20 protein-coding genes and 2 tRNA genes are annotated in these 26,509 nt (G+C 70.4%); 7 read left to right on the forward strand and 15 right to left on the reverse strand.

Annotated features, from left to right (window positions below):
* The first annotated feature begins 66 nt into the window (after nt 1–66).
* Nucleotides 67–3,603 carry a bifunctional proline dehydrogenase/L-glutamate gamma-semialdehyde dehydrogenase gene (locus tag C4K88_RS01470; RefSeq protein ID WP_438502314.1) on the forward strand — a complete coding sequence of 1,179 codons (3,537 nt, stop codon included), beginning with the start codon at nt 67–69 and terminating at the stop codon, nt 3,601–3,603.
* A 262-nt stretch (nt 3,604–3,865) separates the two neighbouring features.
* Nucleotides 3,866–4,867 (forward strand): YeiH family protein, encoded by a 1,002-nt coding sequence (locus C4K88_RS01475; protein ID WP_206604328.1) that lies wholly within the window; start codon nt 3,866–3,868, stop codon nt 4,865–4,867.
* A 257-nt stretch (nt 4,868–5,124) separates the two neighbouring features.
* Here C4K88_RS01475 and C4K88_RS01480 read toward each other — a convergent pair whose 3' ends face one another.
* The 6 genes from C4K88_RS01480 to leuC form a co-directional block, all read right to left on the reverse strand.
* Nucleotides 5,125–6,276, reverse strand: a complete 1,152-nt coding sequence (locus C4K88_RS01480) for a D-alanine--D-alanine ligase family protein (protein ID WP_104120286.1) — start codon at nt 6,274–6,276, stop codon at nt 5,125–5,127.
* Nucleotides 6,277–6,281: 5 nt separating this feature from the next.
* Complete coding sequence (locus tag C4K88_RS01485; protein WP_104119857.1) at nt 6,282–7,325, reverse strand: NAD(P)H-dependent glycerol-3-phosphate dehydrogenase; 1,044 nt, start codon at nt 7,323–7,325, stop codon at nt 6,282–6,284.
* Entirely contained in the window at nt 7,322–8,119 is a 798-nt protein-coding gene (locus C4K88_RS01490) for a lysophospholipid acyltransferase family protein (RefSeq protein ID WP_104119858.1), read from the reverse strand. The genes C4K88_RS01485 and C4K88_RS01490 overlap by 4 nt, the downstream gene beginning before the upstream one ends.
* An 11-nt stretch (nt 8,120–8,130) precedes the next feature.
* Nucleotides 8,131–9,480: a UDP-N-acetylglucosamine 1-carboxyvinyltransferase gene (gene murA, locus C4K88_RS01495; RefSeq protein WP_104119859.1), complete on the reverse strand. Its 1,350-nt coding sequence runs from the start codon at nt 9,478–9,480 to the stop codon at nt 8,131–8,133.
* A 205-nt stretch (nt 9,481–9,685) separates the two neighbouring features.
* Nucleotides 9,686–10,285, reverse strand: a complete 600-nt coding sequence (gene leuD / locus C4K88_RS01500; protein WP_104119860.1) for a 3-isopropylmalate dehydratase small subunit — start codon at nt 10,283–10,285, stop codon at nt 9,686–9,688.
* Between the two features lie 9 nt (nt 10,286–10,294).
* Nucleotides 10,295–11,779, reverse strand: a complete 1,485-nt coding sequence (gene leuC, locus C4K88_RS01505) for a 3-isopropylmalate dehydratase large subunit (RefSeq protein ID WP_104119861.1) — start codon at nt 11,777–11,779, stop codon at nt 10,295–10,297.
* 144 nt (nt 11,780–11,923) lie between these two features.
* Here leuC and C4K88_RS01510 point away from each other — a divergent pair, with 144 nt between their 5' ends.
* Nucleotides 11,924–12,643, forward strand: a complete 720-nt coding sequence (locus C4K88_RS01510) for an IclR family transcriptional regulator (protein WP_104119862.1) — start codon at nt 11,924–11,926, stop codon at nt 12,641–12,643.
* Entirely contained in the window at nt 12,643–13,290 is a 648-nt protein-coding gene (locus C4K88_RS01515) for an MBL fold metallo-hydrolase (protein WP_104119863.1), read from the forward strand. Before C4K88_RS01510 ends, C4K88_RS01515 begins: the two co-directional genes overlap by 1 nt.
* Before the next feature lie 94 nt (nt 13,291–13,384).
* On the opposite strand, the gene C4K88_RS01520 is transcribed toward C4K88_RS01515, so the two are convergent.
* Entirely contained in the window at nt 13,385–13,783 is a 399-nt protein-coding gene (locus C4K88_RS01520; protein ID WP_104119864.1) for a PLDc N-terminal domain-containing protein, read from the reverse strand.
* 170 nt (nt 13,784–13,953) lie between these two features.
* Between C4K88_RS01520 and C4K88_RS01525 the strand changes: the two genes are divergently transcribed.
* Nucleotides 13,954–14,514: a potassium channel family protein gene (locus C4K88_RS01525; RefSeq protein ID WP_104119865.1), complete on the forward strand. Its 561-nt coding sequence runs from the start codon at nt 13,954–13,956 to the stop codon at nt 14,512–14,514.
* A gap of 25 nt (nt 14,515–14,539) precedes the next feature.
* Here C4K88_RS01525 and C4K88_RS17505 read toward each other — a convergent pair whose 3' ends face one another.
* From C4K88_RS17505 to C4K88_RS01560, 7 genes are all read right to left on the reverse strand, one after another.
* Entirely contained in the window at nt 14,540–16,468 is a 1,929-nt protein-coding gene (locus C4K88_RS17505) for a GTPase (RefSeq protein WP_174705195.1), read from the reverse strand.
* A complete protein-coding gene (locus C4K88_RS01535; RefSeq protein WP_104119866.1) occupies nt 16,465–18,294 on the reverse strand; it encodes a dynamin family protein in 1,830 nt (609 codons plus the stop codon). The genes C4K88_RS17505 and C4K88_RS01535 overlap by 4 nt, the downstream gene beginning before the upstream one ends.
* Nucleotides 18,295–18,431: 137 nt before the next feature.
* A tRNA-Glu gene (locus C4K88_RS01540) sits at nt 18,432–18,504 on the reverse strand.
* Between the two features lie 68 nt (nt 18,505–18,572).
* A tRNA-Gln gene (locus C4K88_RS01545) sits at nt 18,573–18,644 on the reverse strand.
* 69 nt (nt 18,645–18,713) lie between these two features.
* On the reverse strand, nt 18,714–19,523 hold the full coding sequence (locus C4K88_RS01550) for an HAD family hydrolase (RefSeq protein WP_104119867.1): 810 nt from the start codon (nt 19,521–19,523) through the stop codon (nt 18,714–18,716).
* The gene (gltX, locus tag C4K88_RS01555; RefSeq protein ID WP_104119868.1) at nt 19,523–21,031 is read right to left on the reverse strand and encodes a glutamate--tRNA ligase; all 1,509 of its coding nucleotides are present in this window, start codon (nt 21,029–21,031) and stop codon (nt 19,523–19,525) included. Before gltX ends, C4K88_RS01550 begins: the two co-directional genes overlap by 1 nt.
* A gap of 82 nt (nt 21,032–21,113) precedes the next feature.
* Nucleotides 21,114–21,887, reverse strand: a complete 774-nt coding sequence (locus C4K88_RS01560; protein WP_104119869.1) for a fumarylacetoacetate hydrolase family protein — start codon at nt 21,885–21,887, stop codon at nt 21,114–21,116.
* Between the two features lie 613 nt (nt 21,888–22,500).
* On the opposite strand from C4K88_RS01560, the gene C4K88_RS01565 reads away from it, so the two are divergent.
* Both C4K88_RS01565 and C4K88_RS01570 read left to right on the forward strand, forming a co-directional pair.
* Complete coding sequence (locus C4K88_RS01565) at nt 22,501–23,439, forward strand: hypothetical protein (RefSeq protein WP_146065579.1); 939 nt, start codon at nt 22,501–22,503, stop codon at nt 23,437–23,439.
* Between the two features lie 280 nt (nt 23,440–23,719).
* Entirely contained in the window at nt 23,720–25,297 is a 1,578-nt protein-coding gene (locus tag C4K88_RS01570) for a putative bifunctional diguanylate cyclase/phosphodiesterase (protein WP_104119871.1), read from the forward strand.
* An 83-nt stretch (nt 25,298–25,380) separates the two neighbouring features.
* Here the strand turns inward: C4K88_RS01570 and C4K88_RS01575 are convergent, their stop codons facing one another.
* The gene (locus C4K88_RS01575) at nt 25,381–26,484 is read right to left on the reverse strand and encodes a branched-chain amino acid aminotransferase (protein ID WP_104119872.1); all 1,104 of its coding nucleotides are present in this window, start codon (nt 26,482–26,484) and stop codon (nt 25,381–25,383) included.
* Nucleotides 26,485–26,509: the final 25 nt, after the last annotated feature.

Here is a 26,509-nt window from a genome sequence, read left to right on the forward strand (position 1 = left end):
CGGATACTGGAGGCGAAGTAGCTGCCCCTGTGCCCGGCGCGAGCCGTCCGACCGAAAGCCGTTGCCATGACAACCCAAATCCCGCCCCGCGAGGGCACCGCCACCACCCCGGCGTCCACGGACCCGATGATCGCCTCGCACCCGAGTGCCGACGTCGCGTCCCGCACCTTCTCCGCCGGCCCCGGCGCCACCACGGACATCCCGGCAGCGCTGCCGGGCGAGGCGATCGCCCTGGTGCGGCGCTGGCTGACCGAGGCGTCGAAGGTCCCGGTCGACACGTCCGCCAAGCAGCTCGCCGGCGTCCTAAAGGACCCGGACGGCCTGGCCTTCACCGTCGGCTTCGTGGACGGCGTGATCCGCCCGGAGGACCTCGCCGTCGCGGCCCGGAACCTCGGCGCCATCGCCCCGCGGGTCCCCGCCTTCCTCCCCTGGTACATGCGCTCCGCCGTGAAGGTCGGCGCCGCCGTCGCGCCCGTCCTGCCGCAGGTCGTCATCCCGGTTGCCCGCCGCGTGCTGCGCGAGATGGTGGGCCACCTCATCATCGACGCCTCCGACGCCCGGCTGGGCCGCTCCATCGGGAAGATCAAGCGCGAGGGCATCCACCTGAACATCAACCTGCTCGGCGAGGCCGTCCTCGGCGACCACGAGGCGGAGCGCCGCCTCGCCGGCACGGTCCGCCTGCTCGAGCGGCCGGACGTCGACTACGTCTCCATCAAGGTCTCCTCGACGGTCGCCCCGCACCCCGCATGGGCCTTCGACGAGGCGGTGCGGCACGTCGCGGAGAAGCTCGCCCCCCTGTACACGCTCGCGGCGCAGGCCGGGACGCCCAAGTTCATCAACCTGGACATGGAGGAGTACAAGGACCTCGACCTGACGATCGCCGTGTTCATGGACATCCTCGACCGCCCCGAGTTCACCCACCTCGAGGCGGGGATCGTCCTGCAGGCGTACCTCCCCGACTCCCTGGCCGCGATGATCCGGCTGCAGGACTGGGCCGCGGCCCGGCGGGCCCGGGGCGGCGCGGGCATCAAGGTCCGCGTGGTCAAGGGCGCCAACCTGCCCATGGAGCAGGTGGAGGCCTCCCTCCACGACTGGCCGCTCGCCACCTGGGGCTCGAAGCAGGACTCCGACACGCACTACAAGCGCGTGCTGAACTACGCCGTGCAGCCGGGCCGCATCGAGAACGTGCGCATCGGCGTCGCCGGCCACAACCTCTTCGACCTCGCCTTCGCCTGGTTGCTCGCCGGCGAGCGCGGCGTCCGCCACGGCATCGAGTTCGAGATGCTCCTCGGCATGGCGCAGGGGCAGGCCGAGGCCGTCAAGCGCGACGTCGGTTCCCTGCTCCTCTACACGCCCGTGGTGCACCCGGGCGAGTTCGACGTCGCCATCGCCTACCTCATCCGCCGGCTGGAGGAGGGCGCGAGCCAGGACAACTTCATGTCCGCGGTGTTCGAGCTCACGGAGAACGAGGCCCTCTTCGAGCGGGAGAAGAACCGTTTCCTCGCCTCCCTGGCGGAGCTCGACACGTCCATCCCCGCACCGAACCGGCAGCAGGACCGGAGCCTCCCCGCCCCGGCCCACGCCGGCACCGGATTCGCCAACACCCCGGACACCGATCCCTCGCTCCCGGCGAACCGCGCCTGGGGGCGGGCGATCCTCGACCGCGTGGTCGCCTCCGAGCTGGGGAACGACGTCGTCGCCGCCACCACGCTGACCCGCGCCGAGGACCTCGAGGACACCATCGCCGGTGCCGTCGCCGCGTCGTCGTCCTGGGGGTCGCTGAGCGGCGCCGAGCGCGCAGCGGTGCTGCACCGCGCGGGTGACGCGCTGGAGGCGCGCCGGGCCGAGCTCATGGAGGTCATGGCCGCCGAGACCGGCAAGACCCTCGACCAGGCCGATCCGGAGATCTCCGAGGCCGTGGACTTCGCCCACTACTACGCCGAGCGCGCCCGCGAGCTCGACGCCGTCGACGGCGCGTCCTACTCCCCCGTCCGGCTCACCGTCGTCACCCCGCCGTGGAACTTCCCCGTCGCGATCCCCGCCGGTTCCACCCTCGCGGCCCTCGCCGCCGGGTCCTCCGTGATCATCAAGCCCGCCCCGCAGGCGCAGCGCTCCGGCTCGGTCATGGTCCGGGCCCTGTGGGACGCCGGCGTCCCGCGCGAGGTCCTGCACCTCGCCCACCTCGACGAGGGGGACCTCGGGCGCCGGCTCCTCGCCGATCCCCGGGTGGATCGCGTGATCCTCACCGGCGGCTACGAGACCGCGGAGCTGTTCCGCTCCTTCCGGACCGACCTGCCGCTGCTCGCCGAGACCTCGGGCAAGAACGCCATCATCGTCACGCCGAGCGCGGACCTCGACCTCGCCGCGAAGGACGTCGCGCAGTCCGCCTTCGGCCACGCCGGCCAGAAGTGCTCCGCCGCGTCCCTGGTCATCCTCGTGGGCAGCGCCGCCACGTCGCAGCGCTTCCGCAACCAGCTGCTCGACGCCGTCGGCTCCCTCACCGTCGGCTACCCGGAGGATCCGGGCACCCAGATGGGTCCCGTCATCGAACCCGCCGCCGGCAAGCTCCTCGACGGCCTCACGACGCTGGGCGAGGGCGAGTCCTGGGTGGTCGAGCCCCGCCAGCTCGACGACTCGGGCCGGCTGTGGAGCCCCGGCGTCCGGACCGGCGTGCAGCGCGGGTCCACCTACCACCTCACGGAGTACTTCGGTCCGATCCTCGGCATCATGACCGCTGCCACCCTGGAGGAGGCCATCGCCCTGCAGAACGACATCGACTACGGCCTCACCTCCGGCATCCACTCCCTGGACAGCGCGGAGATCGCCACCTGGATCGACGGCATCCAGGCCGGCAACCTCTACGTCAACCGCGGCATCACCGGGGCGATCGTCCAGCGCCAGCCCTTCGGCGGGTGGAAGAAGTCCGCCGTCGGCGCCGGCACGAAGGCGGGCGGCCCGAACTACCTCATCGGTCTCGGGTCCTGGACCTCGAAGGAGTCCCGGGCGCAGGGTGCTGCGCTGCCCGTCGTCGAGCCCCTGCTCGCGGCCGCCCGCACCGCGGGCCTGGCCGACGCCGACGTCGCGCGCCTGAAGCGCTCGGCGGCGTCCGACGCCGCGGCCTGGACGAGCGAGTTCGGCCGGGTGAAGGACGTCTCGGAGCTCGCGGCGGAACGGAACCTCTTCCGTTACCTCCCACACCCCGTGACGGTCCGCCTCGCCGCCAGCGCGTCGGTCGCCGATCTCGTGCGGGTGCTGCTCGCGGCCCGTGCCGCCGGCGCCGACGTGACCGTGTCGAGCGCCGTCGAGCTCCCCGTCGCGCTGCGGTCCGTCGTCTTGGCGCAGGTCGAAAGCGTCACCGTCGAGGACGACGCCGCCTGGCTGGCCCGGGCGTCGTCGCTCCCGGCGGGGCGTGTGCGGCTGATCGGCGGCGGGGCCTCGGCCCTTCTGGAGGCGACCGGCGGCCGACCCGACCTCGCGGTGTACGCGCAGCCGGTGACCGAGGCGGGGCGGATCGAGCTGCTGCCGTTCCTCAAGGAGCAGGCCATCAGCATCACGGCGCACCGGTTCGGGACGCCCAACGCGCTGACGGACAGCATTCTGTAGCTGTGCTGCCCAGTTCCTGACCGGGGACTGGGCACCCGACGCGTTCTGCCGTGCACCCGGCGCGGCGGCCCAGACCCGGGGTATCTACCCCACGGGTCTGGGCGCCCGCCGCGGCGTCCTGCGTGGTGGCCGGCAGGAAACGACGGCGGATGGTGCCCTCCCCCGTGGAACAATGGCCGGAAGCCCCCGCCCGGACCCCGAAAGCAGCACCATGCCGTCATCCCCTCCCCGCTCCCTCACCCGCCCGCTACGGATCCGCGCAGTGGCACCGGGGCTGGCCGTGGTGGCGGCGGGAGTCGCCGTCGCACTCTGGGCAGGATCGGTACAATCCGTCCTGGGGCCCCTGGTCGTCGCGCTGATCCTCGGCGTCCTGCTCGCGAACTCCTCCCTGTACACCCCCGCCCTCCGGCCCGGCGTGACGGCTGGCGCGAAGAAGCTCCTGCGGGCCGGCGTCGTCCTGCTGGGCCTCCAGCTCGCGCTGCCCGACATCGTGGCGCTCGGCCTCCCGGTCCTCGGCCTGATCGTCGCGTGCGTGGCCCTGAGCTACCTCCTCACTCTCCAGCTGGGTCTGCGGCTCGGGCTCACGCGCGCCGGCGCCACGCTCATGGCGGCCGGCTTCTCGATCTGCGGGGCGTCGGCCATCGCGGGCCTCCAGAGTGTGGTGAAGGCCGACGACGACGAGACTGCCGGTGCCGTCGCCATGGTCACGCTCTACGGATCCCTCATGATCGTCGTGCTGCCCCTGCTCGGCGGCCTGCTCGGACTGGACGAGGAGCAGTTCGGACTGTGGGCCGGCCTCGCCGTCCACGAGGTGGCGCAGGTGGTGGCCGTCGCCGGCACCGCCGGAGTCGCTGCCCTGGCCGTCGCAACCGTGGTCAAGCTCGGCCGGGTGCTGATGCTCGCACCGGTCGCCGCCCTGGCTTCGCTCGGGGAGCGACGGCGGGCGGCCGGACTGACAGGGGCGGACCGAACCGAAGCGAGCCCGTCGGACGATCCGACGAGCCGTCCGCCCGTGGTGCCGCTCTTCGTGCTCGGCTTCCTGGTCATGGTCGCCGTCCGCTCACTCGGGATCCTGCCGGACTCGGCGCTGGAGGCGGGCCGGACCCTGACCACGATCCTGCTCGCGGCCGGCATGTTCGGACTCGGCGCGGGCATCGACGTGCGACGCCTGCTACGCACGGGCGGCCGTTTCGCCGTCGTCGGTGCGCTCTCGACGGTGCTGCTCGCGGGAGGCTCGCTCCTCGGGGTGCTCCTGATCACTTGATCGCCGCCTCGGCAGGCCGTTCTGCCCTGTGACTGTCCACCCGGACCAGCACATTCGCAGACCGTTCTGCCCGGTGACACACCAACTTCGGTGGGCATCTCCAGCCATGCCCACCTAAGCCCGCGAGTCGGTGGGCAGGACGGACACAGGACGCAGGACGCAGTGGGCAGAACCGAGGCAGCCCGCAAGACGCAGCACCTAAAAAGCACATACGCAGGACGCAGCTCCCGGGAAACGGGAGCAGGGAGCGCGGAGCGTCAGCGCAGGCCGGTACCCCGCTCGAGCGCCAGCCCGATCAGCTCGTCGATCAGCTCGGTGTACCCGAGGCCGGACTTCGCCCACATCTGCGGGTACATGCTGATGGGCGTGAAGCCGGGCATCGTGTTGATCTCGTTGATCACCAGGCGCCCGTCCGTGGTGTAGAAGAAGTCCACGCGGGAGAGCCCCTCCCCGCCGATCGCGTCGAAGGCGTCCGCGGCCAGGAGCCGCACGCGGTCGATGACGTCCGCCGGGAGATCCGCGGGGCACGTCAGCTCGGCGGCTGCGCCGTCCACGTACTTCGCCTCGAAGTCGTACCAGGCGTGGTCGCCCGGCTGCATGGCGATCTCCCCGGGCAGGGACGTCCGGGGGGCGTCGAGCCCGCGCCCCTGCAGCACCGCCACCTCGATCTCGCGCCCGTCGATCCCGGCCTCGATGATGACCTTGGGGTCGAACACGCGCGCGGCCTCGATCGCCGCCGGGATGCCCTGGACGTCGTCCACGCGGGTGATGCCCATGGACGAACCGGCACGCGCCGGCTTCACGAACAGCGGGAAGCCCAGCGCCGCGGCACGGCGCACGGCGGCGTCGCGATCGGTGCGCCACTGGCGGTCGGTGACGACGTCGTACGGTCCGACGTCGAGCCCGGCGGCCTCGAAGACCACCTTCATGTAGTGCTTGTCCATCCCGACGGCGGAGGCGAGCACGCCCGCGCCGACGTAGCGCATGTCGGCCATCTCGAGCATGCCCTGCAGGGTGCCGTCCTCGCCGAACGGGCCGTGCAGGAGCGGCAGGACGACGTCGACGCCGCCGAGGCTCTGGGGCACGGACCCGGGGGCGGCGATGAGCAGTTCCTGGCCCGAACCGCCGTCCATCGCCGAGCCCATGACCACGGCGTGCTCGGTGGCCGTGACCTCGGGCAGGACGTCGGAGCGCAGGGACCACGCGGACGGATCCGCGGAGACCAGGGACCACTGCCCGGAGCGCGTGATGCCCACGGGCACGACGTCGTAGCGGGTGCGGTCGATCGCCTCGAGGACGCCGGCGGCGGTCACGCAGCTGACGGCGTGCTCACTCGAGCGCCCGCCGAAGAGGACGAGGACGCGGGGCTTGACGGGCCGGGCCGGAGTCCCGGGGGTGTCGGTGGTCAGGGTGGTCACGGGACGTGATCGCCTTCCGGCTTGAGGTTGCGGGCCAGCAGGCGCGGCCCGAGGTCGTTCACGGACAGGTGTCCCTGCAGGACGGCCACCACGCTCGCCGTGATGGGCATGTCCACACCGTGCTGGTCCGCGGCGTCGAGGACGGCCTGCGCGGACTTGATGCCCTCGGCGGTCTGCTTCATCTTCGCCGTCACCTCGTCCAGGCTGAGCCCCTGCCCCAGCAGGTGCCCCGCGGTGTGGTTCCGCGAGAGCGCCGAGGAGCACGTGGCGATGAGGTCGCCCATGCCGGCCAGACCGGCCATCGTCTCGCGGCGTCCGCCGAGGGCGACGGCGAGACGCGTGGTCTCGGCGAGGCCACGGGTGATGACGGAGGCCTTCGTGTTGTCGCCCATGCGGCGGCCCTCGCAGATGCCGACGGCGAGGGCGATCACGTTCTTCACGATGCCGCCGATCTCCACTCCGATCACATCCGTGGAGGTGTAGGGGCGGAAGTAGGACGCGGTGCAGGCAGCGGCGATCCAGGCGGCGGTGTCGTGGTCGGAGCAGGCGACGACGGACGCCGTCGGCTCCTCGCGGGCGATCTCCATGGCGAGATTCGGACCGGACAGCACTGCGATCCGCTCCTCGGGGAGACCGAGCACCTCGGCGATGACCTCGCTCATGCGGGCGTCGGTGCCGACCTCGAGGCCCTTCATGAGGGAGACGACGACGGCGTGCGGCGCGATGAGGGCACGCCAGGCGGGGAGCTGGGCGCGCAGGGACTGGGCGGGGACGGCGAGGACCACGAGGTCGCTGCCGGCGAGGACCGCCCCGACGTCGTCGGACGCCGTGATGTTCCCCGGGAGCAGGGTCTCCCCGAGATAGCGGGCGTTGCGGTGCTCCGCGGTGATCTCGGCGGCCACCTCGGGCCGGCGGGACCACAGCATCACCGGGGTGTCCGGGGACGCGTCGGCGAGGACCTTCGCGAACGTGGTCCCCCAGCTGCCGGAACCGAGGACGGCGATCTTGGCGGGCCGTCCGGCGCGCGGGTCGATCGTCATTGCACATCTCCTGGTACTGGTCCGCCGGGTGCGGCGTCGTCGTGGTTCTCCTGGCGGCCCTCGAAGTTGCGGCCGGTCAGCTTCTGGTGCTTCCTCGCCGGGTCCCAGCGTTCGGCGGGCGGCTGCTCGCCCCTGAGCTCCGCCAGCAGGTCCGTGATGGCGTCGACGATGCGGTCCGTAGCGCCGTCGAGCGTGGTCTTGGTGAGCGGGGCGTCCCTGAACTCGGAAAGGTCCACGGGGTCACCGACGAGCACGCGGACGCGCTTGCGGGGGAACAGGTGGAAGCGCTTCGCATAGCGCGGGAAGACCTCCTGCGCCCCCCAGTGCGCGATGGGCACCACGGGCGCCCCGGTCTGGAGGGCCAGACGGGCCGCTCCGGTGCGGCCCTTCATGGGCCACATGTCAGGGTCCCTCGTGAGCGTGCCCTCGGGGTAGATGATGATCCCGCCGCCGTCGGCCAGGGCTTCCCGCGCGGCCTCGAGGGAGCGGTTGGCCCCGGCCGAGGTGCGCTCGACCGGCACCTGCTTGATGGTCCGCAGGATGAACCCGATCACCGGCACGTCGAAGAGGGCCGCCTTCGCGAGGAAGTGCGGCATGATGCCCTGATTGAATAGGAGGTGCGCGATGACCACCGGGTCGATCTCGGTGACGTGGTTGGGGCACACGATGATGCCCGTGTCCCGCGGCAGCTTCTCCTGCCCGCGCCATTCCTTGGCCATGAGGGCGTTCATGACAGGCCTCACCCAGAGGCCCAGGAACGTGAACATGGCCCGTGAGCCGCGCGACTCCCCCATGCGCGGGCCGCCTACGCGAGTGCCACGGCGACAGCCGGGGCGTCCTCCGTGACATCGAAGTCGGCGCCGAGTCCCTCGAGCTTGGCCTGGAAGCGCTCGTACCCGCGGTTGATGAGCTCGATTCCCGTGACGCGGGAGACGCCGTCGGCGGCGAGGGCCGCGATGAGGTGGCTGAACCCTCCGCGCAGGTCAGGGATGTCGATCTCGGCACCGTGCAGCTGCATGGGCCCGGAGATGACCGCCGAGTGCAGGAAGTTCCGCTGCCCGAAGCGGCACGGGACGCTGCCGAGGCACTCGCGGTGCACCTGGATGCTGGCGCCCATGCGCAGCAACGCCTCGGTGAAGCCGAACCGGTTCTCGTACACGGTCTCGTGGACGATCGAGACGCCGCTGGCCTGGGTGAGGGCGACGACGAGGGGCTGCTGCCAGTCCGTCATGAAGCCGGGGTGCACGTCGGTCTCGAGCACGAGCGGCTTCAGGGGGCCGCCCGGGTGGTAGAAGCGGATGCCGTCGTCGTCGACGTCGAACGCACCGCCGACCTTGCGGTACGTGTTGAGGAACGCCGTGAGGTCGAGCTGGCGCGCCCCCTCCACGTAGATGTCACCCTTGGTGACGAGCGCAGCGGACGCCCAGGACGCCGTCTCGTTGCGGTCCGAGATGGCCTTGTGGTTGTAGCCGGTGAGTTCCTTGACGCCCTCGATGCGGATGACGCGGTCGGTCTCCACCGTGATGATGGCGCCCATCTTCTGCAGGACGGCGATGAGATCCATGATCTCGGGCTCGACGGCGGCACCGGAGAGCTCGGTGATGCCCTCGGCGCGGACCGCGGTCAGGAGCACCTGCTCGGTGGCCCCGACGCTTGGGTACGGGAGCTTGAGCTTGGCGCCGTGCAGGCCCTTGGGCGCCGAGATGGAGATGCCGCCCGGGCGCTTGTCGACGACGGCGCCGAAGTTGCGGAGGACCTCCAGGTGGTAGTCGATCGGCCGGTCGCCGATCTTGCACCCACCGAGGTCGGGGATGAAGGCTTCGCCGATGCTGTGCATCAGGGGCCCGCAGAAGAGGATGGGGATGCGGGAGTCCCCGGCGTGGGCGTCGATGTCCTTGGACATCGCCATCTTCGCGTCGCTCGGGTCCATGGTGAGGTCTCCGGTGACGGGATCCTTCGTCACCTCGACGCCGTGCAGCTGCAGCAGGCTGGTGACGACGTCGACGTCCTTGATTTCGGGGACGTTGCGGAGGACGGACGGTGAGTTGCCCAGGAGCGATGCGACCATCGCCTTCGGCACCAGATTCTTCGCCCCGCGGACGAGGACCTTGCCGTTGAGCGGAATGCCGCCTCGAATGGTCAGAACGCTACCCATGAATACCTGTTTTCCTCATACGTTGAACCCCCGCGAACCCGGACCGACCCCCTCCAAGCATAGGAGTAGCGTCGGCCAGACAAAAAACTAGGGTACGGGCTGGACTCCCTGCCGCCCTACAGGAACCTCCGGGATGACGCCGTCATTCCTCCCAGCAGCGGATCCGACGGGTGAGCTGCGTTACGGTGGCAACCCTTCCGCGGCGTCAGGTGCGGACGGGCAGGGTGGTCGGCTTGTGGGCCGGCCGGCGGGCCTCGAACGCCGTGATGTGCTCCTCCTGCCGGAGGGTCAGGCCGATGTCGTCGAGTCCCTCGAGCAGGCGCCACCGCGTGTAGTCGTCGAGCTGGAAGGGTGCGCTCACGGACCCGCACTGCACCATGCGCGCCTGGAGATCCACCGTCACCGTGGCGCCCGGCTCGTTCTCGAGCACCTTCCAGATGAGTTCGATGTCGTCCTGGGCGACCTGCGCCGCCACGAGTCCCTGCTTGCCCGAGTTGCCGCGGAAGATGTCGGCGAAGCGGGAGGACAGCACGGCCTTGAAACCGTAGTCCTTCAGCGCCCAGACGGCGTGCTCCCGCGAGGAACCGGTGCCGAAGTCCGGTCCGGCCACGAGCACGGAGCCGCGGGAGTAGGGCTCGCGGTTGAGGATGAAGTCCTCGTCCTTGCGCCAGCCCGCGAACAGCGCGTCCTCGAACCCCGTGCGCGTGATGCGCTTGAGGTAGACGGCGGGGATGATCTGGTCGGTGTCGATGTTGCTCTGGCGCAGCGGGACGCCGATGCCGGTGTGGGTGGTGATCTTCTCCATGGCGGGCTCCTACGCTGCGGTGGGGGTGGACGGTGCGGCATGGGCGCCCGTGCCGCGGACCTCGGCTCCTCCGGGCTGCGGGGGCAGGTCCGACGGCGAGCTGAGGGTGCCGCGCACCGCCGTCGCGGCGGCGACGACCGGCGAGACCAGGTGGGTCCGGCCGCCCTTGCCCTGGCGTCCCTCGAAGTTCCGGTTCGACGTCGACGCGCACCGCTCCCCCGGCGCCAGCTGGTCCGGGTTCATGCCGAGGCACATCGAGCAGCCGGCGAACCGCCACTCCGCGCCGAAATCCTTGAAGATCCGGTCCAGGCCCTCGGCCTCGGCTTGCAGCCGCACGCGCGCCGAGCCGGGGACCACCATCATCCGCACGGCCGGGTCCTTCTCGCGGCCCCGGATGATGTCGGCGGCGATGCGGAGGTCCTCGATGCGGCTGTTGGTGCAGGAGCCGAGGAACACGGTGTCCACCCGGATGTCCTTCATGGGCGTGCCCGGTTCCAGCGCCATGTAGTCCAGGGCGCGGCTGCACGCGGCCTTGTCGTTCTCGTCGGCGAAGTCCTCGGGCGAGGGCACGGCCTGCGAGAGCGAGACCCCCTGCCCCGGGTTGGTCCCCCAGGTGACGAAGGGCTCCAGCTCGTTCGCGTCGAGGAAGACCTCGGCGTCGAAGACGGCGTCGTCGTCGGTGCGCAGCTCGCGCCATTCGGCGACGGCCGCCTCCCAGTCCGCGCCCTCCGGCGCGTGCGGGCGCCCCTTCAGGTAGGCGAACGTCGTCTCGTCGGGGGCGACCATCCCGGCGCGTGCGCCCGCTTCGATCGACATGTTGCAGATGGTCATGCGCGCTTCCATGGACAGCGCCCGGATGGCCGAGCCGCGGTACTCGAGCACGTAGCCCTGCCCGCCTCCGGTCCCGATCTTGGCGATGACGGCGAGGATGATGTCTTTCGAGGTGACGCCCGGTTTCAGCGTCCCCTCCACCGTGATGCCCATCGTTCTGAACGGCTTCAGCGACAGCGTCTGCGTGGCCATCACGTGCTCCACCTCGGAGGTGCCGATGCCCATGGCGAGCGCCCCGAAGGCGCCGTGCGTGGAGGTGTGCGAGTCCCCGCAGACGACCGTCAGCCCGGGCTGGGTGAGGCCGAGCTGGGGCCCGACGACGTGCACGATGCCCTGCTCGGCGTCGCCGAGCGAGTGCAGCCGCACGCCGAACTCCCGGCAGTTCGCGCGCAGGGTCTCGATCTGGGTGCGGCTGGTGAGATCGGCGATGGGCTTGTCGATGTCCAGCGTGGGCGTGTTGTGGTCCTCGGTGGCGATCGTCAGGTCGGGGCGGCGGAGGGGCCGTCCGGCGAGGCGGAGACCCTCGAAGGCCTGCGGCGAGGTGACCTCGTGGACGAGGTGGAGGTCGATGTACAGGAGGTCCGGCTGCGCTTCCGCCCCCACGACGTCGCCCTTGCGCACCACGTGTGCGTCCCAGACCTTCTCTGCCAGTGTCTTGCCCATGACGATCGTCCTCTTCCGTCCCGGCGGCCTCACCCCGGGAGGGGTGGCGGCCGGAACTCTTCGTGCATCAACTCAACCAGTGCCCGCCGACGAGTGCCAGCACGACCGCTTGCGTCTCAGATTATGAGACGGCAATATCATCCTATGGACAATTCTAGCGGCGTCGGAGTCATCGACAAGGCCGCCCTCGTGCTCGACGCCCTCGAGGCAGGGCCCACCACCCTCGCCCAGCTCGTGGCCTCGACCGGACTCGCCCGACCGACCGTCCACCGGCTCGCCCTCGCGCTGGCCCACCACCGGTTGGTGGGACGGGACATGCAGGGTCGCTTCGTGCTCGGCAGCCGGCTCGTGGAGCTGGCCTCCGCCGCCGGCGAGGACCGCCTGATCGCCTCGGCGGGGCCGGTGCTGCTCGGTCTGCGGGACGCCACGGGCGAGAGTGCCCAGCTGTTCCGCCGGCAGGGCGAGTGGCGCGTCTGCGTGGCCTCCGCCGAGCGTCCCGTGGGACTGCGGGACACCATCCCGGTCGGCACCCAGCTGTCCATGAAGGCCGGCTCGGCCGCCCAGTGCCTCCTGGCCTGGGAGGACCACGACCGCCTGCTCAAGGGCCTGCAGGACGCCCGCTTCACGCCGACCGTGCTGGCCGGCGTGCGGCGCCGCGGGTGGGCACAGAGCCTCGGCGAACGGGAGAACGGCGTCGCCTCCGTCTCGGCGCCGGTCCGCGGGCCGTCGGGCCGCGTGATCGCCGCCGTGTCCATCTCCGGGCCGATGGAACGCCTCACCCGTCAGCCGGGCCGCATCCACGCGGAGGTCGTCTCGGATGCGGCACGCCAGCTGACCCTCGCCGTGGCGAAGGCGTCCGACTGATGCGCCTCATCGCCCAGGACTGTCATCAGCTCGAGCAGCAGAAGGGCTCCCACGGCTTCGTGGTGGCCGGCGCCGGCCGGGCCGCCCTGATCGACCCGGGCCTGGCGTCGGGGTTCGACGGCGTTCTCGCCGAACTGCGGGCCGACGAGGCGACGACGGGCCCGATCACGGACATCGTCCTCACCCACTACGACCCCGACCACGCCCAGGCGGCACGGCGCCTCCAGGAGACGCTCGGCGCGAGCGTCTGGATCGGTTCCGCCGACGCCGACGTGCTGCGCGGACGCATCCGGCCGAAGACCCTGCTTCGGCGGGTGCTGCGGCGGATCATCCGCGTCCGGCTCCCGGCGGACGTCCGCGAGCTCTCCGGCTCCGGCGAGATCTTTCCCGGGCTCGCGTACTTCCCGACCCCGGGGCACACGCCGGGCCACTACGCCTACCAGTGGCGCGGGGTCCTGTTCACGGGCGATGCGGCCAGGGTGTCGGCCGACGGGTCGGTCCAGGACTTCTATGCACCCCTCATCGACGACCGGGCGGTCGCCGCACAGACCGTCCGGCTCCTCGACGAGCGCATCCGTGCGGGGTCGGTGGACTGGGTCTGCTCGGGCCACAGCCCGACCGCCCGGATCGCGGCGCGCCCTTCCTGACGTCGCCCGGGGCTGCCTTCGTCGGACGGACCCTCCCGGACACAGAGGGATCCCGCCCTCGGGGACCTGCCCGGGGACGGGATCGCTCGTGTTCTCAGCTGGCAGAGGCCAGTGCGTGCTCCTTGATCCTGACGAACTCGGGCTCTGTGATGGTGCCGGCCTCGAGCAGTTCCTTCGCCTTCGCGATCTCCTCCGCCGACGTCGTCGGGGCGGCCACGCTGCGGACGTAATTGTCCATGGACTCCTGGGCCGCCTGCCGGCTGGCCAGCTCGCGATCCGCCATGCCGCGTCCACGGGCCAGGAGATAGACCACGAGTGTGATGAACGGAAGGAAGACCAAGCCCAGGATCCAGAGCGTCTTCAACCAACCCGAGAGCTCGCGATCGCGGAAGATATCGACGATGACCTGGAAGAGGACGATCAAATAGGCGAAGAACACCATGATCGCGAAGGTCGCCCATATGACGTTCCAAATGTTTTCCCAGAATTCCATCTGTCTACTCCTGTCAGAATTTGGAATGCGCCGCGAGGACGGACCGGTGCGGCTCCGATAGGACAAGTCTGATGACCCGCCGCCGCAGGCCAAAGGGCCGAAGGTCCTGATCGCGCCGTCACCCGCGAAGGACGGCGCGGGCGCGCGAAAGCGCCGAATACCATGGACGCATGGACGACAAAAGCGCCGGGCAGAGCAGCCCCTCGTTCATTCGGGATCTCGACAAGAAGGTCCGACGTCGTGCCGTCCTGAGAATGGTCATACAACTTATTGCTTTCTGCACAATTCTCCTGGCGACGTATTTCCTCGTCCCTGTGGGCGGGTTCAACGAGGCGAACCCCGTAGGCGCTTGGATCCGCCTGATCGTCGTGGTGCTGGTCTTCCTCGCCGTCATGTTCCTGGAGCTGCGGATGATCATGAAGGCGCGGCTCCCGCAGATCCGGGCAGGCGAGGCGGTCGTCGAACTGATCCTCGTCCTGCTGTGCCTGTTCGCGCTGCTCTACCTCTCCATCTCGGTGTCGGACCCGGCGTCCTTCAGCGAACCGCTCAGCAGGATGGACGCCCTGTACTTCACGACGTCCACGTTCGCCACGGTGGGCTTCGGGGACATCACGCCCCGGACCGGCCTGACCCGGGCGCTCCTGTCGGTGCAGATGCTGGTGGATCTCGGCGCGCTGCTCCTGATCGGCAAGGTCGCCTTCTTCGCGGCCTCGAAACGGCTGTCGCGGTAGCGGGCGCGGAACCCGGGGGTGCTTGTCAGCCGCGCTGCGAGGCCGCCCGCACCGCGGCGCTGAAGGCGTTGCAGCGTTCCACCTCGGCCAGGACGGGCCGCAGGACGACGTCGTCCGCCACGCGTGAGCACGCCGCCAGCAGCCTCCGGCGCACCCTTGCGGCCCGTCTCCCCGCCCGCCAGCGCGCGAGCAGGCCCGCGACGGCCCCCAGCAGGACGCCGGCCGCCAGGCCGCCGAGGATCAGCAGCGTGGGCAGCGGGAAGCCCTCCACCCGCGGCACCTCGAGGGCGGGCAGCTGCAGGAAGGCGAGCCCTGCCAGGAGTCCGAGCCAGGCGAGTCCTGCGACGAGGGCTGCGAACGCGATCCACTGCAGGACGCCGAAGATGCCCCACCACCTGCTCCGCCCGGTCTCGAGGTCGGTGCCGGTGACCGCCGCATCGAGGGCATCGGTGAGGTCGGAGGAGGTGTTCCGGGCAGCATCCCGGACGGAGGTGCGCCACGGCTCGCGGAGACCGGCGGCCGCGGCGTCCCCGAAGACCCGCAGGGCCTGGCCCGCCCGCGCCTGCTGTGCCGGGTCCCCGACGGGAAGCGAGGACCGGCGGAGCTCGGGGACGAGGTCCTGCCGGCGCAGGTTCAGTCGGCGCAGCGGATCCGGGCGGAGTCCGGCGAGCCAGCGCGTCACCGGCCAGCCCGTGGTCGCGTGCACGTCCCGCCGGTAGGCGGTGCGGACGGCATTCACCACCACGGGGACACCCGCCGCCACGCCCAGCTCGTCGGCGAGGGCCGCCCGCGCGGCGGCGGACGGGCCGGCGGTGCGCTCCCCCGCGTACGGGAGGAGGTCGCCCGCCGCCCGTTCGGCGTCGGCCGCGACCCTGCGCATCGCCGCGGCGCGGCTCTCGGCGAGCTCCCTGACGGCGGCGGCGAGCTCGCCGACCCCCTGGCCGGTCCGCGCGGACACCGGGACGACGTCGACGCCCGGCAGTCCCTCCTCGGCGAGGATCCCGGCGAGCGAGGACAGCACGGCCTCCAGGTCCTGCGGGTCGAGGCGGTCCGCCTGGTTGAGGGCGACGAGGATCACGGCCTCGTGCGTCGCGAGCTCCCGGAGGAAGCCGTGGTGGAGCGCCGCGTCGGCGTACTTCTGGGGGTCGACCACCCAGAGCAGCACGTCGACCTGCCCGGCGAGCCGCTCGACGGTCTCCCGGTGCGCCTCCGCGGTGGAATCGAAGTCGGGCAGGTCCAGGAGGATCAGCCCGGCGGTGGAGGGCGTGGCAGACAGCACCCGGGGGGCGACCTCCCGGCCGGTCGTGGGTGCCGGGGCCTTCCGGCGCCGACGGAAGAACCCGCGGCGCTCGGCGCGGTCGCCCGCGTCGGGATCAGGGGATGCTGCCGCGCCGTTCCCGGGTGCGTCCTCGATCCCCGCCGTCGGGGCGTCCGGTGCGACACCCCCGCGGTGGCCTTCGAGGCCTTCGAGGCCGAGAAGAGCCTCCTGCGAGCCGACACCGGGACGCCCTCCCCCGGGCGTCACGGCTTCCAGCAGGCGCGGCTCCCGGACAGATCCCCCTCCGACGAGCGGGGCCCCCTCGGGCAGGGCGACGCGCTGCCGGACCTCCAGCCAGTCGAGCAGCTCGTCGCTTCCGCTGCTGCCCCACACGAGGGCGAGCGGTTCCGACGTCGTCGGGCGGCGCACCGCCACCCGCGCAGCGCCGGTGCCGCTCAGCGCGTTCACGAGCGAGGACTTGCCGCTGCCGGTGGGGCCGAAGATGCCCACCACCGTATGGTCCGCGGACAGGGCGCGGCGCCGGCCTGCGCGCTCCAGCGTCCGGCGGAGCCGCTCGAGGTCCTCCGGCGGGAGCCGGTCCGCGCCGAGTTCGTGGGCGTCCTGCAGATGCGCGAGCACCTCGGACAGCGAGGACGCGGCGCCCGGTTGCGTGGTGTCCTGCCCGGTGCGGTTCATGCCTCGTCCGCCGTCGGTTCCGCCGGCAGCGCCGTGCGGAGGCGGCTCGCGAGGACGGTGAGCGCCTCGGCCGAGGTCTGCAGCCCGAGGGGGCGCAGGCACTGCCGGTAGGGCTCGCGGTCGCGGCGGAGCAGCGCCTCGACGCGCTGGTACAGGTTCTTGCGGGCCGTCGCGGCCAGACGGCGCACGGCGTCGTCCCCGAAGACCGCCTCGAGGAGCTTCTGGCCGGCGACCGCCGATGCGCCGGCGATGCCGATCTCCCCGCCGGTGAGCCCTCCCGTCGAGGCGAAGACCACCACCATCAGGGCGACGGCGACACCGTTGACGCCGAAGGAGAGCATGCGTGCCGTGAACCGCTTGTCCGCTCCCTCGGCCTGAACGAGCAGCAGGATGTCCTGCTGCCATTCGCGGATCTCACGGGCTACCTCGGCCGAGACGGCGTCGGCGTCCCAGACCGGGACGTCCTGAAGCAGCACCCTGCCCGCGGGGTCGGCGCGCCATCTGCGGCGTGTCGTCTCGTCCGCGCGGGCGGCCTGCTCGACGATCACCGTCTGCAGCCCGCTGCCGATGGCCTCGGCGACGGTCGCGGCGGGGGCAGGTCGGCCGGTGAAGAACGCCGTGACGCGGTCGCGTGCCCGTCCGATCCTCGTCTCGAGGCTGCGCATGAACTCGCCGGTGCCGACGAAGTCCTGCCAGCGGGCCAGGACCTCCCCGCGCAGCAGCTTGCCGTCCTCGGTCGCCGCGAGGACGTCCGCCAGGGCATCCGCGTAGGCGCCCTCCATCGCCGCCTGCAGGGCGTCGGCGGCGGACTGCTCCTGGTCGGCGGCGTCGGCGATGGCGTCGATCCGCCCGGCCAGCGCGCGCATCGCACCGCTGACCGTCCGGCGGGCGATGTCACGCCGCCCGTCGGCATCGGCCGCGAGTGCCTGCAGCCACCGGGTGATCGGCTCGACGGCGTCCGCGGGCAGCATCCGCGACGGCCCGAGCGTCACCTCCGGGACCACGAAGATGGGCGCATGCCCGAGGTTCTCGGCCGACAGCAGCGTCAGCAGATCGCCCCGGATCTCCTCCTCCACCCCGGCGGGCACGCGGTCCAGCACGACGGCGACGAGGACGTCCCGGCGTCCCGCCTCGGCGAGCAGCTTCCAGGGGACGGCGTCCGCGTAGCGGTTGGCGGTGGTCACGAAGATCCAGAGATCCGCCGCCGCGAGCAGCTGGCCGGCGAGCCGCCGGTTCTCGTCCGCGATGGAGTCCACGTCGGGCGCGTCGAGGAGCGCCAGCCCGGGCGGGAGGCTCGACGTCGGACGGAGGAGCAGCGTGTCCGGTCCCGCCGCCTGGTGGAGTGCGGCGGGTGCGCCCGGCAGCGGCGAGCCGATGGCCGCTGCGTCGGCGGTGTCGTCGGCCCTGTCGTCGGCCCTGTCGTCGGCCCTGTCGTCGGCCGCGAGGCGGACCCGGCTGAGCGTGGGCAGGACCCGCGCGTCGTCGAACCATGCGCCGTCGTCCGGGTGGTGGAGCAGGAGCGGCTGGCGCGTGGTGGGTCGCACGGCGCCGGTGACGGAGACGGGACGCCCCACGAGGGCATTGACGAGGGTGGACTTCCCGGCCCCCGTGGATCCGCCGACGACGGCGACGAGCGGGGCATCGAGACTGGCGAGGCGGGGCAGGATGTAGTCGGTGAGCTGCGCGCGGGCGGCCGCGGCGGATTCCCGCGCCTCGTTCGATCCGGGAAGCTCCAGCGGGAAGGCGAGGCTGTCCAGCGCCTCACGCACTTCGCGCAGCAGCGGGGAGAACCCGCGGGCTTCGCCGACCAGGGAAGGTGCACTCATGAAACCATCATGCCAGTCCACCGCTCACGCGCCCGGGAGGTCCCCACTCCTTCCCGAAACCAGAAAAGCCCCGGACATCGTGGTGATGTCCGGAGCTTTCCGGTGTCCTGACGGACTATGCCCTTGCGGGCTGTGTGTGACCCCAGCGGGATTCGAACCCGCGTTACCGCCGTGAGAGGGCAGCGTACTAGGCCGCTATACGATGGGGCCAGTACTTTTCCATCCTACTTCATGTTGCTGCGTGCTTTTGCCATCCCGCCCCGAGGGGCCGAAGTGCGCTGGGGTACCAGGACTCGAACCTAGAATGTTGGTACCAGAAACCAGTGTGTTGCCAATTACACCATACCCCAATGGCGCTTTTCGGAGCCCTGATCGTGCCGGACCCCGGTCGCATAACTGCTCCGCGCCGAGAAATAACTTTACCGGACGGAAGGCAGGAACTGCAAAACGGGCCACAGGTCCCCGATGCACGGCACGTCCGGGGCGTGCCCGATGTCGGACGCCGAGCCGCCGTCGGTGCCCACCCCCTGACCCGTGCCTGCGCGATCGAGCCACACGCCGACCAGCCCGGCGGACCGCGCGCCGACGGCGTCGATCAGCCGGTTGTCGCCGACATACAGCGTCCGAGCTGGCGCGGTCCCGAGCAGCCGGGCGCCCTCGTGGTAGATCGCCGGATCCGGCTTGGCGACACCCACGGTGTCGATGCCGACCAGCGTCGCGATGCGCTGCAGGCCGGCGTGGTCGAGCTTGGCCCGCTGGTAGTCGTGCACGTTGTTGCTGACCGCGCCGTACGGGACGCCCCGGGCGTCCAGTTCGTCCAGGAGCGGCCCGACGTCGTCGTACGCACGGAAGTGCAGGGGCAGGGTCTGCTCGTAGGCGCGCACCCAGGCCTCCGCGAGGTGCCCCACGAACGGGTCCGCGGTGAACGCGGCCCGTGCGTGCCGGACCCGGTGCACCCGCTGCTCCTCGAAGGTCACGTCCCCGGCCAGGAACCGGTCGTAGTGCCGCTGCGGGTCCGTGGTGTACAGGGCCTTGTACCGCGCCCAGTCGTCGTCGCTGAGGTGGTCAAGGGACGGGTCCGGGATGGCCCGCAGCGTGTGCCCCATGGCCCCCTCGAGGTCCACGAGGGTGTCGTCGATGTCGAACAGCACGCCGTCGACGGCGCCGTCCGCCACGACCGGCGTCCCCTGCCCGCCCGGCGCGGAGCCGGCCGCGCCCCGACCGGCCATCAGGCGGCCGTGGCGCGCAGCGCCCGGACACGGGCGATCGAGGACTCCCGCCCGAGGATCACCATGGACTCGAACAGCGGCGGGGACACCCTGCGGCCGGAGATCGCGGTCCGCACCGGCCCGAAGGCGAGCCTCGGCTTGAGGCCGAGCGTGTCCACCAGCGCGGCCCGCAGGGCGGCCTGCAGCGCCTCGGCGTCCCACGTGGGACAGCCCTCGAGGGCGGCCAGGGCGGCGTCGAGCACCTCACCGAGGTTCTCGGGCAGTCCCTTGCGGGCATCGTCGGCGATGTCCACGGCGTCGTCGGCCTTGAACAGGAAACCGAGCATCTCCGGGGCCTCACCCAGCAGCGTGATGCGCTCCTGGATGAGCGGGGCGGCCTCGGCGACGAGGCGCAGGTCCTCCTCGGTGGGATCGGCGCCGATGAGGCCGGCCGCGGCGAGGTACGGCAGCAGGCGGGACCGGAACTCGGCCGGGTCCAGCAGCCGCACGTGGGTGCCGTTGATGGCCTCGGCCTTCTTGAGGTCGAACCGGGCGGGGTTGGCGAGCACGTCGTGCACGTCGAACTGCCGGACGAGCTCCTCCACCGAGAAGATGTCCTGGTCCGCCGACAGGCTCCAGCCCAGCAGCGACAGATAGTTGAGCAAGCCCTCGCGGATGAAGCCACGCTCGCGGTGCAGGAAGAGGTTCGACTCGGGATCCCGCTTGGACAGCTTCTTGTTCCCCTGGCCCATCACGTAGGGCAGGTGACCGAACAGCGGCATGTACTGGGCCACCCCGATGTCGATCAACGCGCGGTAGAGCGCCACCTGGCGGGGCGTGGAGGACAGCAGGTCCTCGCCGCGCAGCACGTGCGTAATGCCCATGAGGGCATCGTCGACGGGGTTCACGAGCGTATAGAGGGGCGCGCCGTTGGCCCGGACGACGGCGAAGTCGGGGACGCTGCCGGCGCGGAACGTGATCTCCCCGCGGACGAGGTCCGTGAACGTGATGTCCTCGTCGGGCATCCGCAGGCGCAGCACCGCGGGGCGTCCGGCCGACCGGAAGGCGTCCTTCTGCTCCTCGGTGAGCGTGCGGTCGTGGTTGTCGTAGCCGAGCTTCACGTCGCGTCCGGCCGCGCGGTGGCGCTCCTCCACCTCCTCCGGCGTCGAGAAGGACTCGTAGAGGTGGCCCGCTCCGACGAGGCGGTCGATGACGTCCCGGTACAGGTCCCCGCGCTGGGACTGGCGGTAGGGTGCATGCGGCCCGCCCACCTCGACGCCCTCGTCCCAGTCGATGCCCAGCCAGGTCATGGCCTCGAGGAGCTGCTGGTAGCTCTCCTCGCTGTCGCGGGCGGCATCGGTGTCCTCGATGCGAAAGACGAGCTTGCCGCCGGTGTGACGGGCGTACGCCCAGTTGAACAGCGCGGTGCGGATCAGCCCGACGTGGGGGGTGCCCGTCGGCGACGGGCAGAATCGGACCCGGACGGGCGTGGCATCGGTGACGGTGGGGAACTCAGCGGCAGTAGTCATGATGGTCCCAGTCTAGGTGGGACCACCGGGGCGGCCGAGCGCCGTCGGACCCGGGCTGCAGAGGCCCGACGGCGGACGGGCGTCAGCGACGCGCCGGATTGGACAGGCGCCCGATGCCTTCGATGTCGACGTCGTACCGCTGGCCGTCGGTGATCATGCCGACCCCGGCCGGCGTGCCCGTGAGGATGATGTCCCCCGGCAGCAGGGTGAAGGCCTGCGAAACGTAGGCGACGAGTTCGCGGACGCCCCAGATCATGTCGCTCGTGGAGCCGTCCTGGCGGAGGTCGCCGTCGAGGCTTCCCCGGACCGTGAGATTCTCCGGGTCCAGGTCCGTCTCGATCCAGGGACCGATGGGGCAGGACGTGTCGAAGCCCTTGGCGCGCGCCCACTGGTCGTCGGTCTTCTGGACGTCGCGAGCCGTGAGGTCGTTGGCGCAGGTGTAGCCGAAGACGACGTCGTCGACGCGCTCCAGCGGGACGTCCTTGCAGATGCGGCCGATCACCACGGCGAGCTCCGCCTCGTAGGAGATCTGATCCGAGAAGGACGGCAGCATGATGGGGTCCCCCGGGCCGATCACGGAGGTGTTGGGCTTGAGGAACATGAGCGGGGCTGCCGGCGTCTCGCTCCCCATCTCCTGGATGTGGTCCGCGTAGTTCCGGCCGACGCCGACCACCTTGCTGCGCGGAATGACGGGCGCCAGGAGGCGGACGTCCTCGAGGGCGTGGCGTGCGCCGGTCAGCTGGATGCCGGCGTAGAAGGGGTCACCCTGGATGACGGCGACTTCCTCGCTGCCCTCCACTCCTTCCACAACGCCGAACATTGGGTCATCATTTACGACAAAGCGTGCGATTCGCATGCCGCCAAGCCTAGCGCGAGCCCTCGGGCATCGCTGGCGGGCATGCAACGGGGCAGTGGGTCGCCCTTAACGAGATATCGCGGGCACTCCCTCCCCAGGAAGAGGGTGCCCGCGGTATCACTGCCGGATTAGTACGCCAGAGCGCAGCGCTGAAGCAGGATGGCCGCTGCTAAGAAGCTAGAGCGGCCAGTTGTTGACGCGGTCAAGCGAAGAGACGGGGGCAACAACACCGGGCTTAGCCGGAGCGGCACTTGCCGCTGCTGCGCTTCCGGTGATCAGGAGGGTTGCGAGGAGGAATGCAGAGGTGAGGCGCTTCATAGTGAACTTCCTTCGGGCTTATGTCGAGAATGATGGAGCAACCGCCTCATACCATGAGCGGTCCGTGAATTATCGTAAGCCACTCCAACCACTTTGGTAACACCTTTTTCAAAATATCTTTGAGTACTTCCGACTGGGTGGTCATCAGTCTCCACACCCCGAATAATGAGACCAGATACTGCTGCAGAAACTGAAAGGGCACATGTCACACGATGAATCTGCTGGCCGGCGGCTCCTGCTCGAACTGCGAGCGCGAGAGGCCTGGACTCAGCGAGACTACGCTGGAGCCCAGGCCTTGGCCGAGGAGCTCGCGATTGCGGCCCTCAATGAGGGAGATCATCTGGGCTGGTGGAACGCGACGTTCTTCGTGTCAGAAGCACTGCGTAAACGAGGTCTCATGCACGAGTCACTTGCCGCTGCCACGCAGCTTGCTGAAGACCCTGTCACCGCGGAATCGAAAGCGCTTCACGCTCGGGTCTCGACCTTGACCTCTCTCGCGCATCAGGGATGTGGAAATCTCGCACTCGCCGTCACCATGGCCGAAATAGCCGTGCAGGACGCTTCCAGTCTCCCGGATGAGTTTGGTGTGGAGATTGATGCCCGCAACACCCTCATCGCTGCGCTCGCTGACAGTGACCAACTCGAGGTCGCCTGGCAGGAATGCCTGATCATGGCCGAATTGCTGGTCTCCCAACCTGAAAGCACCTACGCAGGCCAGTCCTACTGGGCAATCGGCAATGTCGCTTTTCTCCTCGGACGGATTGATGATGGAGTTCGGTATCACGACCTGGCCGCCAGGACGCTCTCGCCGACCAACGACCTCGATCTATGGGCCCGCTTCAATCGCGCATCGGCATCGCTCCGACTCACTGCAGGCGTAATCGAACCGCAAACCCTCGAATGCATCGAGCGGGCGGAACTCGCAAGCTCGATTGTCGGAAGATCCGAGCGGGACAGCGTTGAACTGAGCTTGACTCGAGCACAGTGGCTCGTGCTAACCGGACAATTTGTCGCCGCTACGCGCCCGCTGACCGACATCATTGAGAAAAAGCACCTGCTCGCCACTCATATGGCGGCACAGGCCTACTTCCTCCTGGGAGAGGCACTATCCACTCAGGGTATGGAGCAGGAAGCAATCGAAAACTTCAAAGCCAGCGAGGACCTCTTCCTACAGTCGGGAGCTGAGGATAGGGCGTCGAACGCACGTGCCCTCATCGCGTCCATCGGGGGCTGACCGCGAACCCGCCAGACCTCCCGCCGTCAAGCAGAACTTTTTCCGATGCGTATGCATGCTTTTCGGCCGCACTGGAGTAGGCTAGTGAACAGGCCCCGATCGGGTCGGGCGTTTTCCCCCATTACTCCCATCCCGGTCGGGGTTCCTTCATGCCCGGCCCCCTGATGCCGCTGCCCTGCCATCCACACCCGGGTCGGAAAATCCCGCACACGCGCCACAACGCGCCGCCGGAGGGGCTCTTCACCGGATCCCACACCCCGCGGAATGTACTCTGGGACCGATGAGCGCCGACCAGAAGGATCCACGCCTCGCGATGCTCGTCGAGAGCATCGTCCGGCTGTCGCGCGGAGAACTGAGCAGCCGCATAGAACCCTCCAGCGCCCGGGACGAGGTGGACGCCGTGATCACCGGCGTGAACCTGCTGGCCGAGGAACTCGAGCAGGTCTACGAGCAGTTCGAGAAGCGCGTCGAGAGCCGCACGGCCATGCTCCGCCAGGCGCACCTCGACATGATGAAGATGGCCATGTCCGATGCCCTGACCGGCCTCGCCAACCGGGTGGCCCTCATGGACGGCATCGAGGAGGCGCTCAACCAGGCGGCAGCCGAGGACACGGAGCCACCGGCCCTCCTGCTCCTCGACCTCGACAGCTTCAAGAACGTCAACGACCGCTTCGGCCACGACGCCGGCGACCGCGTCCTCCGGGAGGTGGCCACCCGCCTTCTCGGCGTCGTGCGCGAGAGCGACCTCGTGGCACGGCTCGGCGGCGACGAGTTCGCCATCCTGCTCCCGGGCGCCACCCTCGAGATCGCCATGCAGGTGGCCCGCCGCGCGCTCGACGCACTGGGCGAGCAGATCCACCTCGACTCGCTGTACATCCATTCGCGGGCGAGCATCGGGGTGCGTCTCGGCACCCTCGGCCAGACGCCGGACGAGCTCCTCCTGGACGCCGACACGGCGATGTACGCGGCCAAACGGGAGGGCCGCAACATCATCAAGGTCTTCGAACCGGTGATGCTGTACTCGCGGCAGCTCCGCAGCCAGATGGCCACCGAACTCCGGGACGCCATCAGCTCCGACCAGCTCGTACTGCACTACCAGCCCGTGGTCGAGCTCGCCACCAACCGGATCCTCGGCGTCGAGGTCCTGGTGCGGTGGCAGCACCCCCTGCGCGGGCTGATCCCGCCGGACACCTTCATCCCGCTCGCCGAGGAGATCGGCGTTATACACGATCTCGACCGCTGGGTGATGTCCGCATCCCTGCGCCAGCTGGCCGCCTGGCGGAAGGACCTCCCGCTCGACGACGACTTCCAGCTGCGCGTCAACCTCTCCGCCGTCGAACTCAAGCAGCTGGACCTCGTCGACCACATCCGGGGGCTGCTGCGGGAACTCGACGTCCCGGCGCACAGCCTCGTGGTGGAGATCACGGAGACGGCGATCGTGACGCGCGGGGAGGTCGAGATGTACTCGCTGCTCAGCCTCAAGCAGCTCGGTGTCGGGATCGAGATTGACGACTTCGGGACGGGCTACTCCTCCATCAGCTACCTGCGGGAGCTGCCGGTCAGCATGGTCAAGGTGGACCGGTCGCTCCTCGTCGAACTCAACACGAGGACCGGCCAGCTCGACTTCGTCGCGGCCATCCTGCAGCTCATCCGCGCCGCCGGCCTCGAAGCCGTCTTCGAGGGCATCGAGACCCGGGAGCAGGCCGACCAGCTGAGGGCCATGGGGTGCGCCAGCGGCCAGGGCTACTACTTCAGCCGTCCGATGCCCGCGGACGAGGCGACGGCGCTGCTCGCCACCACGCGGCACCTGCGGGTGGACGAGGGTGCCGAGGGGCCTGAGCGGGCGCCGTCGTTCTGACGCGCTGACGGGACCCGGAACAGGGACGGCGCCCGTCCACCCCTCGCGGAGTGGGACGGACGCCGACGGGTGCCTGCCCGGGGTCAGACCAAGCGCGTGAGCCAGCCGTGCGTGTCCTCGACGACGCCGGTCTGGATACCGAGCAGCTCGCTGCGGATGGACATGGTCAGCTCGCCGGGGGCGGCGCCCTCGGCGCCGATGAACTCGTCGCCGTCGCGCAGGCGTCCGATGGGCGTGATGACCGCGGCCGTCCCGCACGCGAACACCTCCGTGATCTCACCGCTGGCGACGCCGTCGCGCCACTCGTCCAGCGTGATCTTGCGCTCCGTGACCTCCAGCCCGCGGTCGCGGCCGAGCTGGATGATGGAGGACCGCGTGATGCCCTCGAGGATGGTGCCGGAGAGGGCCGGGGTGACGATCGATCCGTCCCGGAACACGAAGAAGACGTTCATGCCGCCGAGTTCCTCGACGGCGTTGTCGTTGAACTGGTCGAGGAAAAGCACCTGCTTGCAGCCGTGCGCCTCCGCCTCGAGCTGCGCGGCGAGCGAGGAGGCGTAGTTGCCGCCGGCCTTCGCCGCCCCGGTGCCTCCACGTCCTGCCCTCGCGTAGTTGCGGGACACCCAGATATCCACCGGCTTCACCTCGCCGCCGAAGTAGTTCCCGGCGGGCGAGGCGATCACGCGGTAGGACACCTCACGTGCGGGCCGGACGCCGAGGAACGCCTCGGTGGCGATCATGAAGGGCCGCAGGTAGAGGCTCTCGCCGTCGCCGGACGGGATCCACTCCTGGTCCGCCGCGACGAGCTGGCGGAGGGATTCGAGGAAGAGTTCCTCCGGCAGCTGGGGCAGCGCGAGGCGGATCGCGGAGCGGTTCAGGCGCGCCGCGTTCGCGTCCGCGCGGAACGTCCACACCGAGCCGTCGGCGTGGCGGTAGGCCTTCATGCCCTCGAAGATCTCCTGCCCGTAGTGCAGGACGCCGGCCGCGGGGTCCAGCGCGATCGGCCCGTAGGGCTCCACGCGGGCGTCGTGCCAGCCGCCGACGCCCGACGGGTCGACGCTGAAGTCGACGATCGCGGTGTGGTCGGTGAAGAAGTTGCCGAAGCCGGGGTTCGCCAGCACCGCCTCCCGTTCCTCGGCCGACGCCCGCTGCGTCGACAGGTGCTGGGCGAACTGGGTATCGGCTGTCATGGTTCCTCCGCGCTGGAACGGACTG

The organism is Arthrobacter pityocampae, assembly GCF_002927275.1.
Classification (GTDB): domain Bacteria; phylum Actinomycetota; class Actinomycetes; order Actinomycetales; family Micrococcaceae; genus Arthrobacter_D; species Arthrobacter_D pityocampae.

Bases quoted from the DNA above. Each gene is read 5' to 3' on its own strand.
- C4K88_RS01470 (WP_438502314.1), top strand. From the start codon at position 67: ATGACAACCCAAATCCCGCCCCGCGAGGGCACCGCCACCACCCCGGCG.
- C4K88_RS01485 (WP_104119857.1), bottom strand. From the start codon at position 7,325: ATGACGATCGACCCGCGCGCCGGACGGCCCGCCAAGATCGCCGTCCTC.
- C4K88_RS01490 (WP_104119858.1), bottom strand. From the start codon at position 8,119: ATGGGGGAGTCGCGCGGCTCACGGGCCATGTTCACGTTCCTGGGCCTC.
- murA (WP_104119859.1), bottom strand. From the start codon at position 9,480: ATGGGTAGCGTTCTGACCATTCGAGGCGGCATTCCGCTCAACGGCAAG.
- leuD (WP_104119860.1), bottom strand. From the start codon at position 10,285: ATGGAGAAGATCACCACCCACACCGGCATCGGCGTCCCGCTGCGCCAG.
- leuC (WP_104119861.1), bottom strand. From the start codon at position 11,779: ATGGGCAAGACACTGGCAGAGAAGGTCTGGGACGCACACGTGGTGCGC.
- C4K88_RS01510 (WP_104119862.1), top strand. From the start codon at position 11,924: ATGGACAATTCTAGCGGCGTCGGAGTCATCGACAAGGCCGCCCTCGTG.
- C4K88_RS01515 (WP_104119863.1), top strand. From the start codon at position 12,643: ATGCGCCTCATCGCCCAGGACTGTCATCAGCTCGAGCAGCAGAAGGGC.
- C4K88_RS01520 (WP_104119864.1), bottom strand. From the start codon at position 13,783: ATGGAATTCTGGGAAAACATTTGGAACGTCATATGGGCGACCTTCGCG.
- C4K88_RS01525 (WP_104119865.1), top strand. From the start codon at position 13,954: ATGGACGACAAAAGCGCCGGGCAGAGCAGCCCCTCGTTCATTCGGGAT.
- C4K88_RS17505 (WP_174705195.1), bottom strand. From the start codon at position 16,468: ATGAACCGCACCGGGCAGGACACCACGCAACCGGGCGCCGCGTCCTCG.
- C4K88_RS01535 (WP_104119866.1), bottom strand. From the start codon at position 18,294: ATGAGTGCACCTTCCCTGGTCGGCGAAGCCCGCGGGTTCTCCCCGCTG.
- C4K88_RS01550 (WP_104119867.1), bottom strand. From the start codon at position 19,523: ATGGCCGGTCGGGGCGCGGCCGGCTCCGCGCCGGGCGGGCAGGGGACG.
- gltX (WP_104119868.1), bottom strand. From the start codon at position 21,031: ATGACTACTGCCGCTGAGTTCCCCACCGTCACCGATGCCACGCCCGTC.
- C4K88_RS01560 (WP_104119869.1), bottom strand. From the start codon at position 21,887: ATGCGAATCGCACGCTTTGTCGTAAATGATGACCCAATGTTCGGCGTT.
- C4K88_RS01570 (WP_104119871.1), top strand. From the start codon at position 23,720: ATGAGCGCCGACCAGAAGGATCCACGCCTCGCGATGCTCGTCGAGAGC.
- C4K88_RS01575 (WP_104119872.1), bottom strand. From the start codon at position 26,484: ATGACAGCCGATACCCAGTTCGCCCAGCACCTGTCGACGCAGCGGGCG.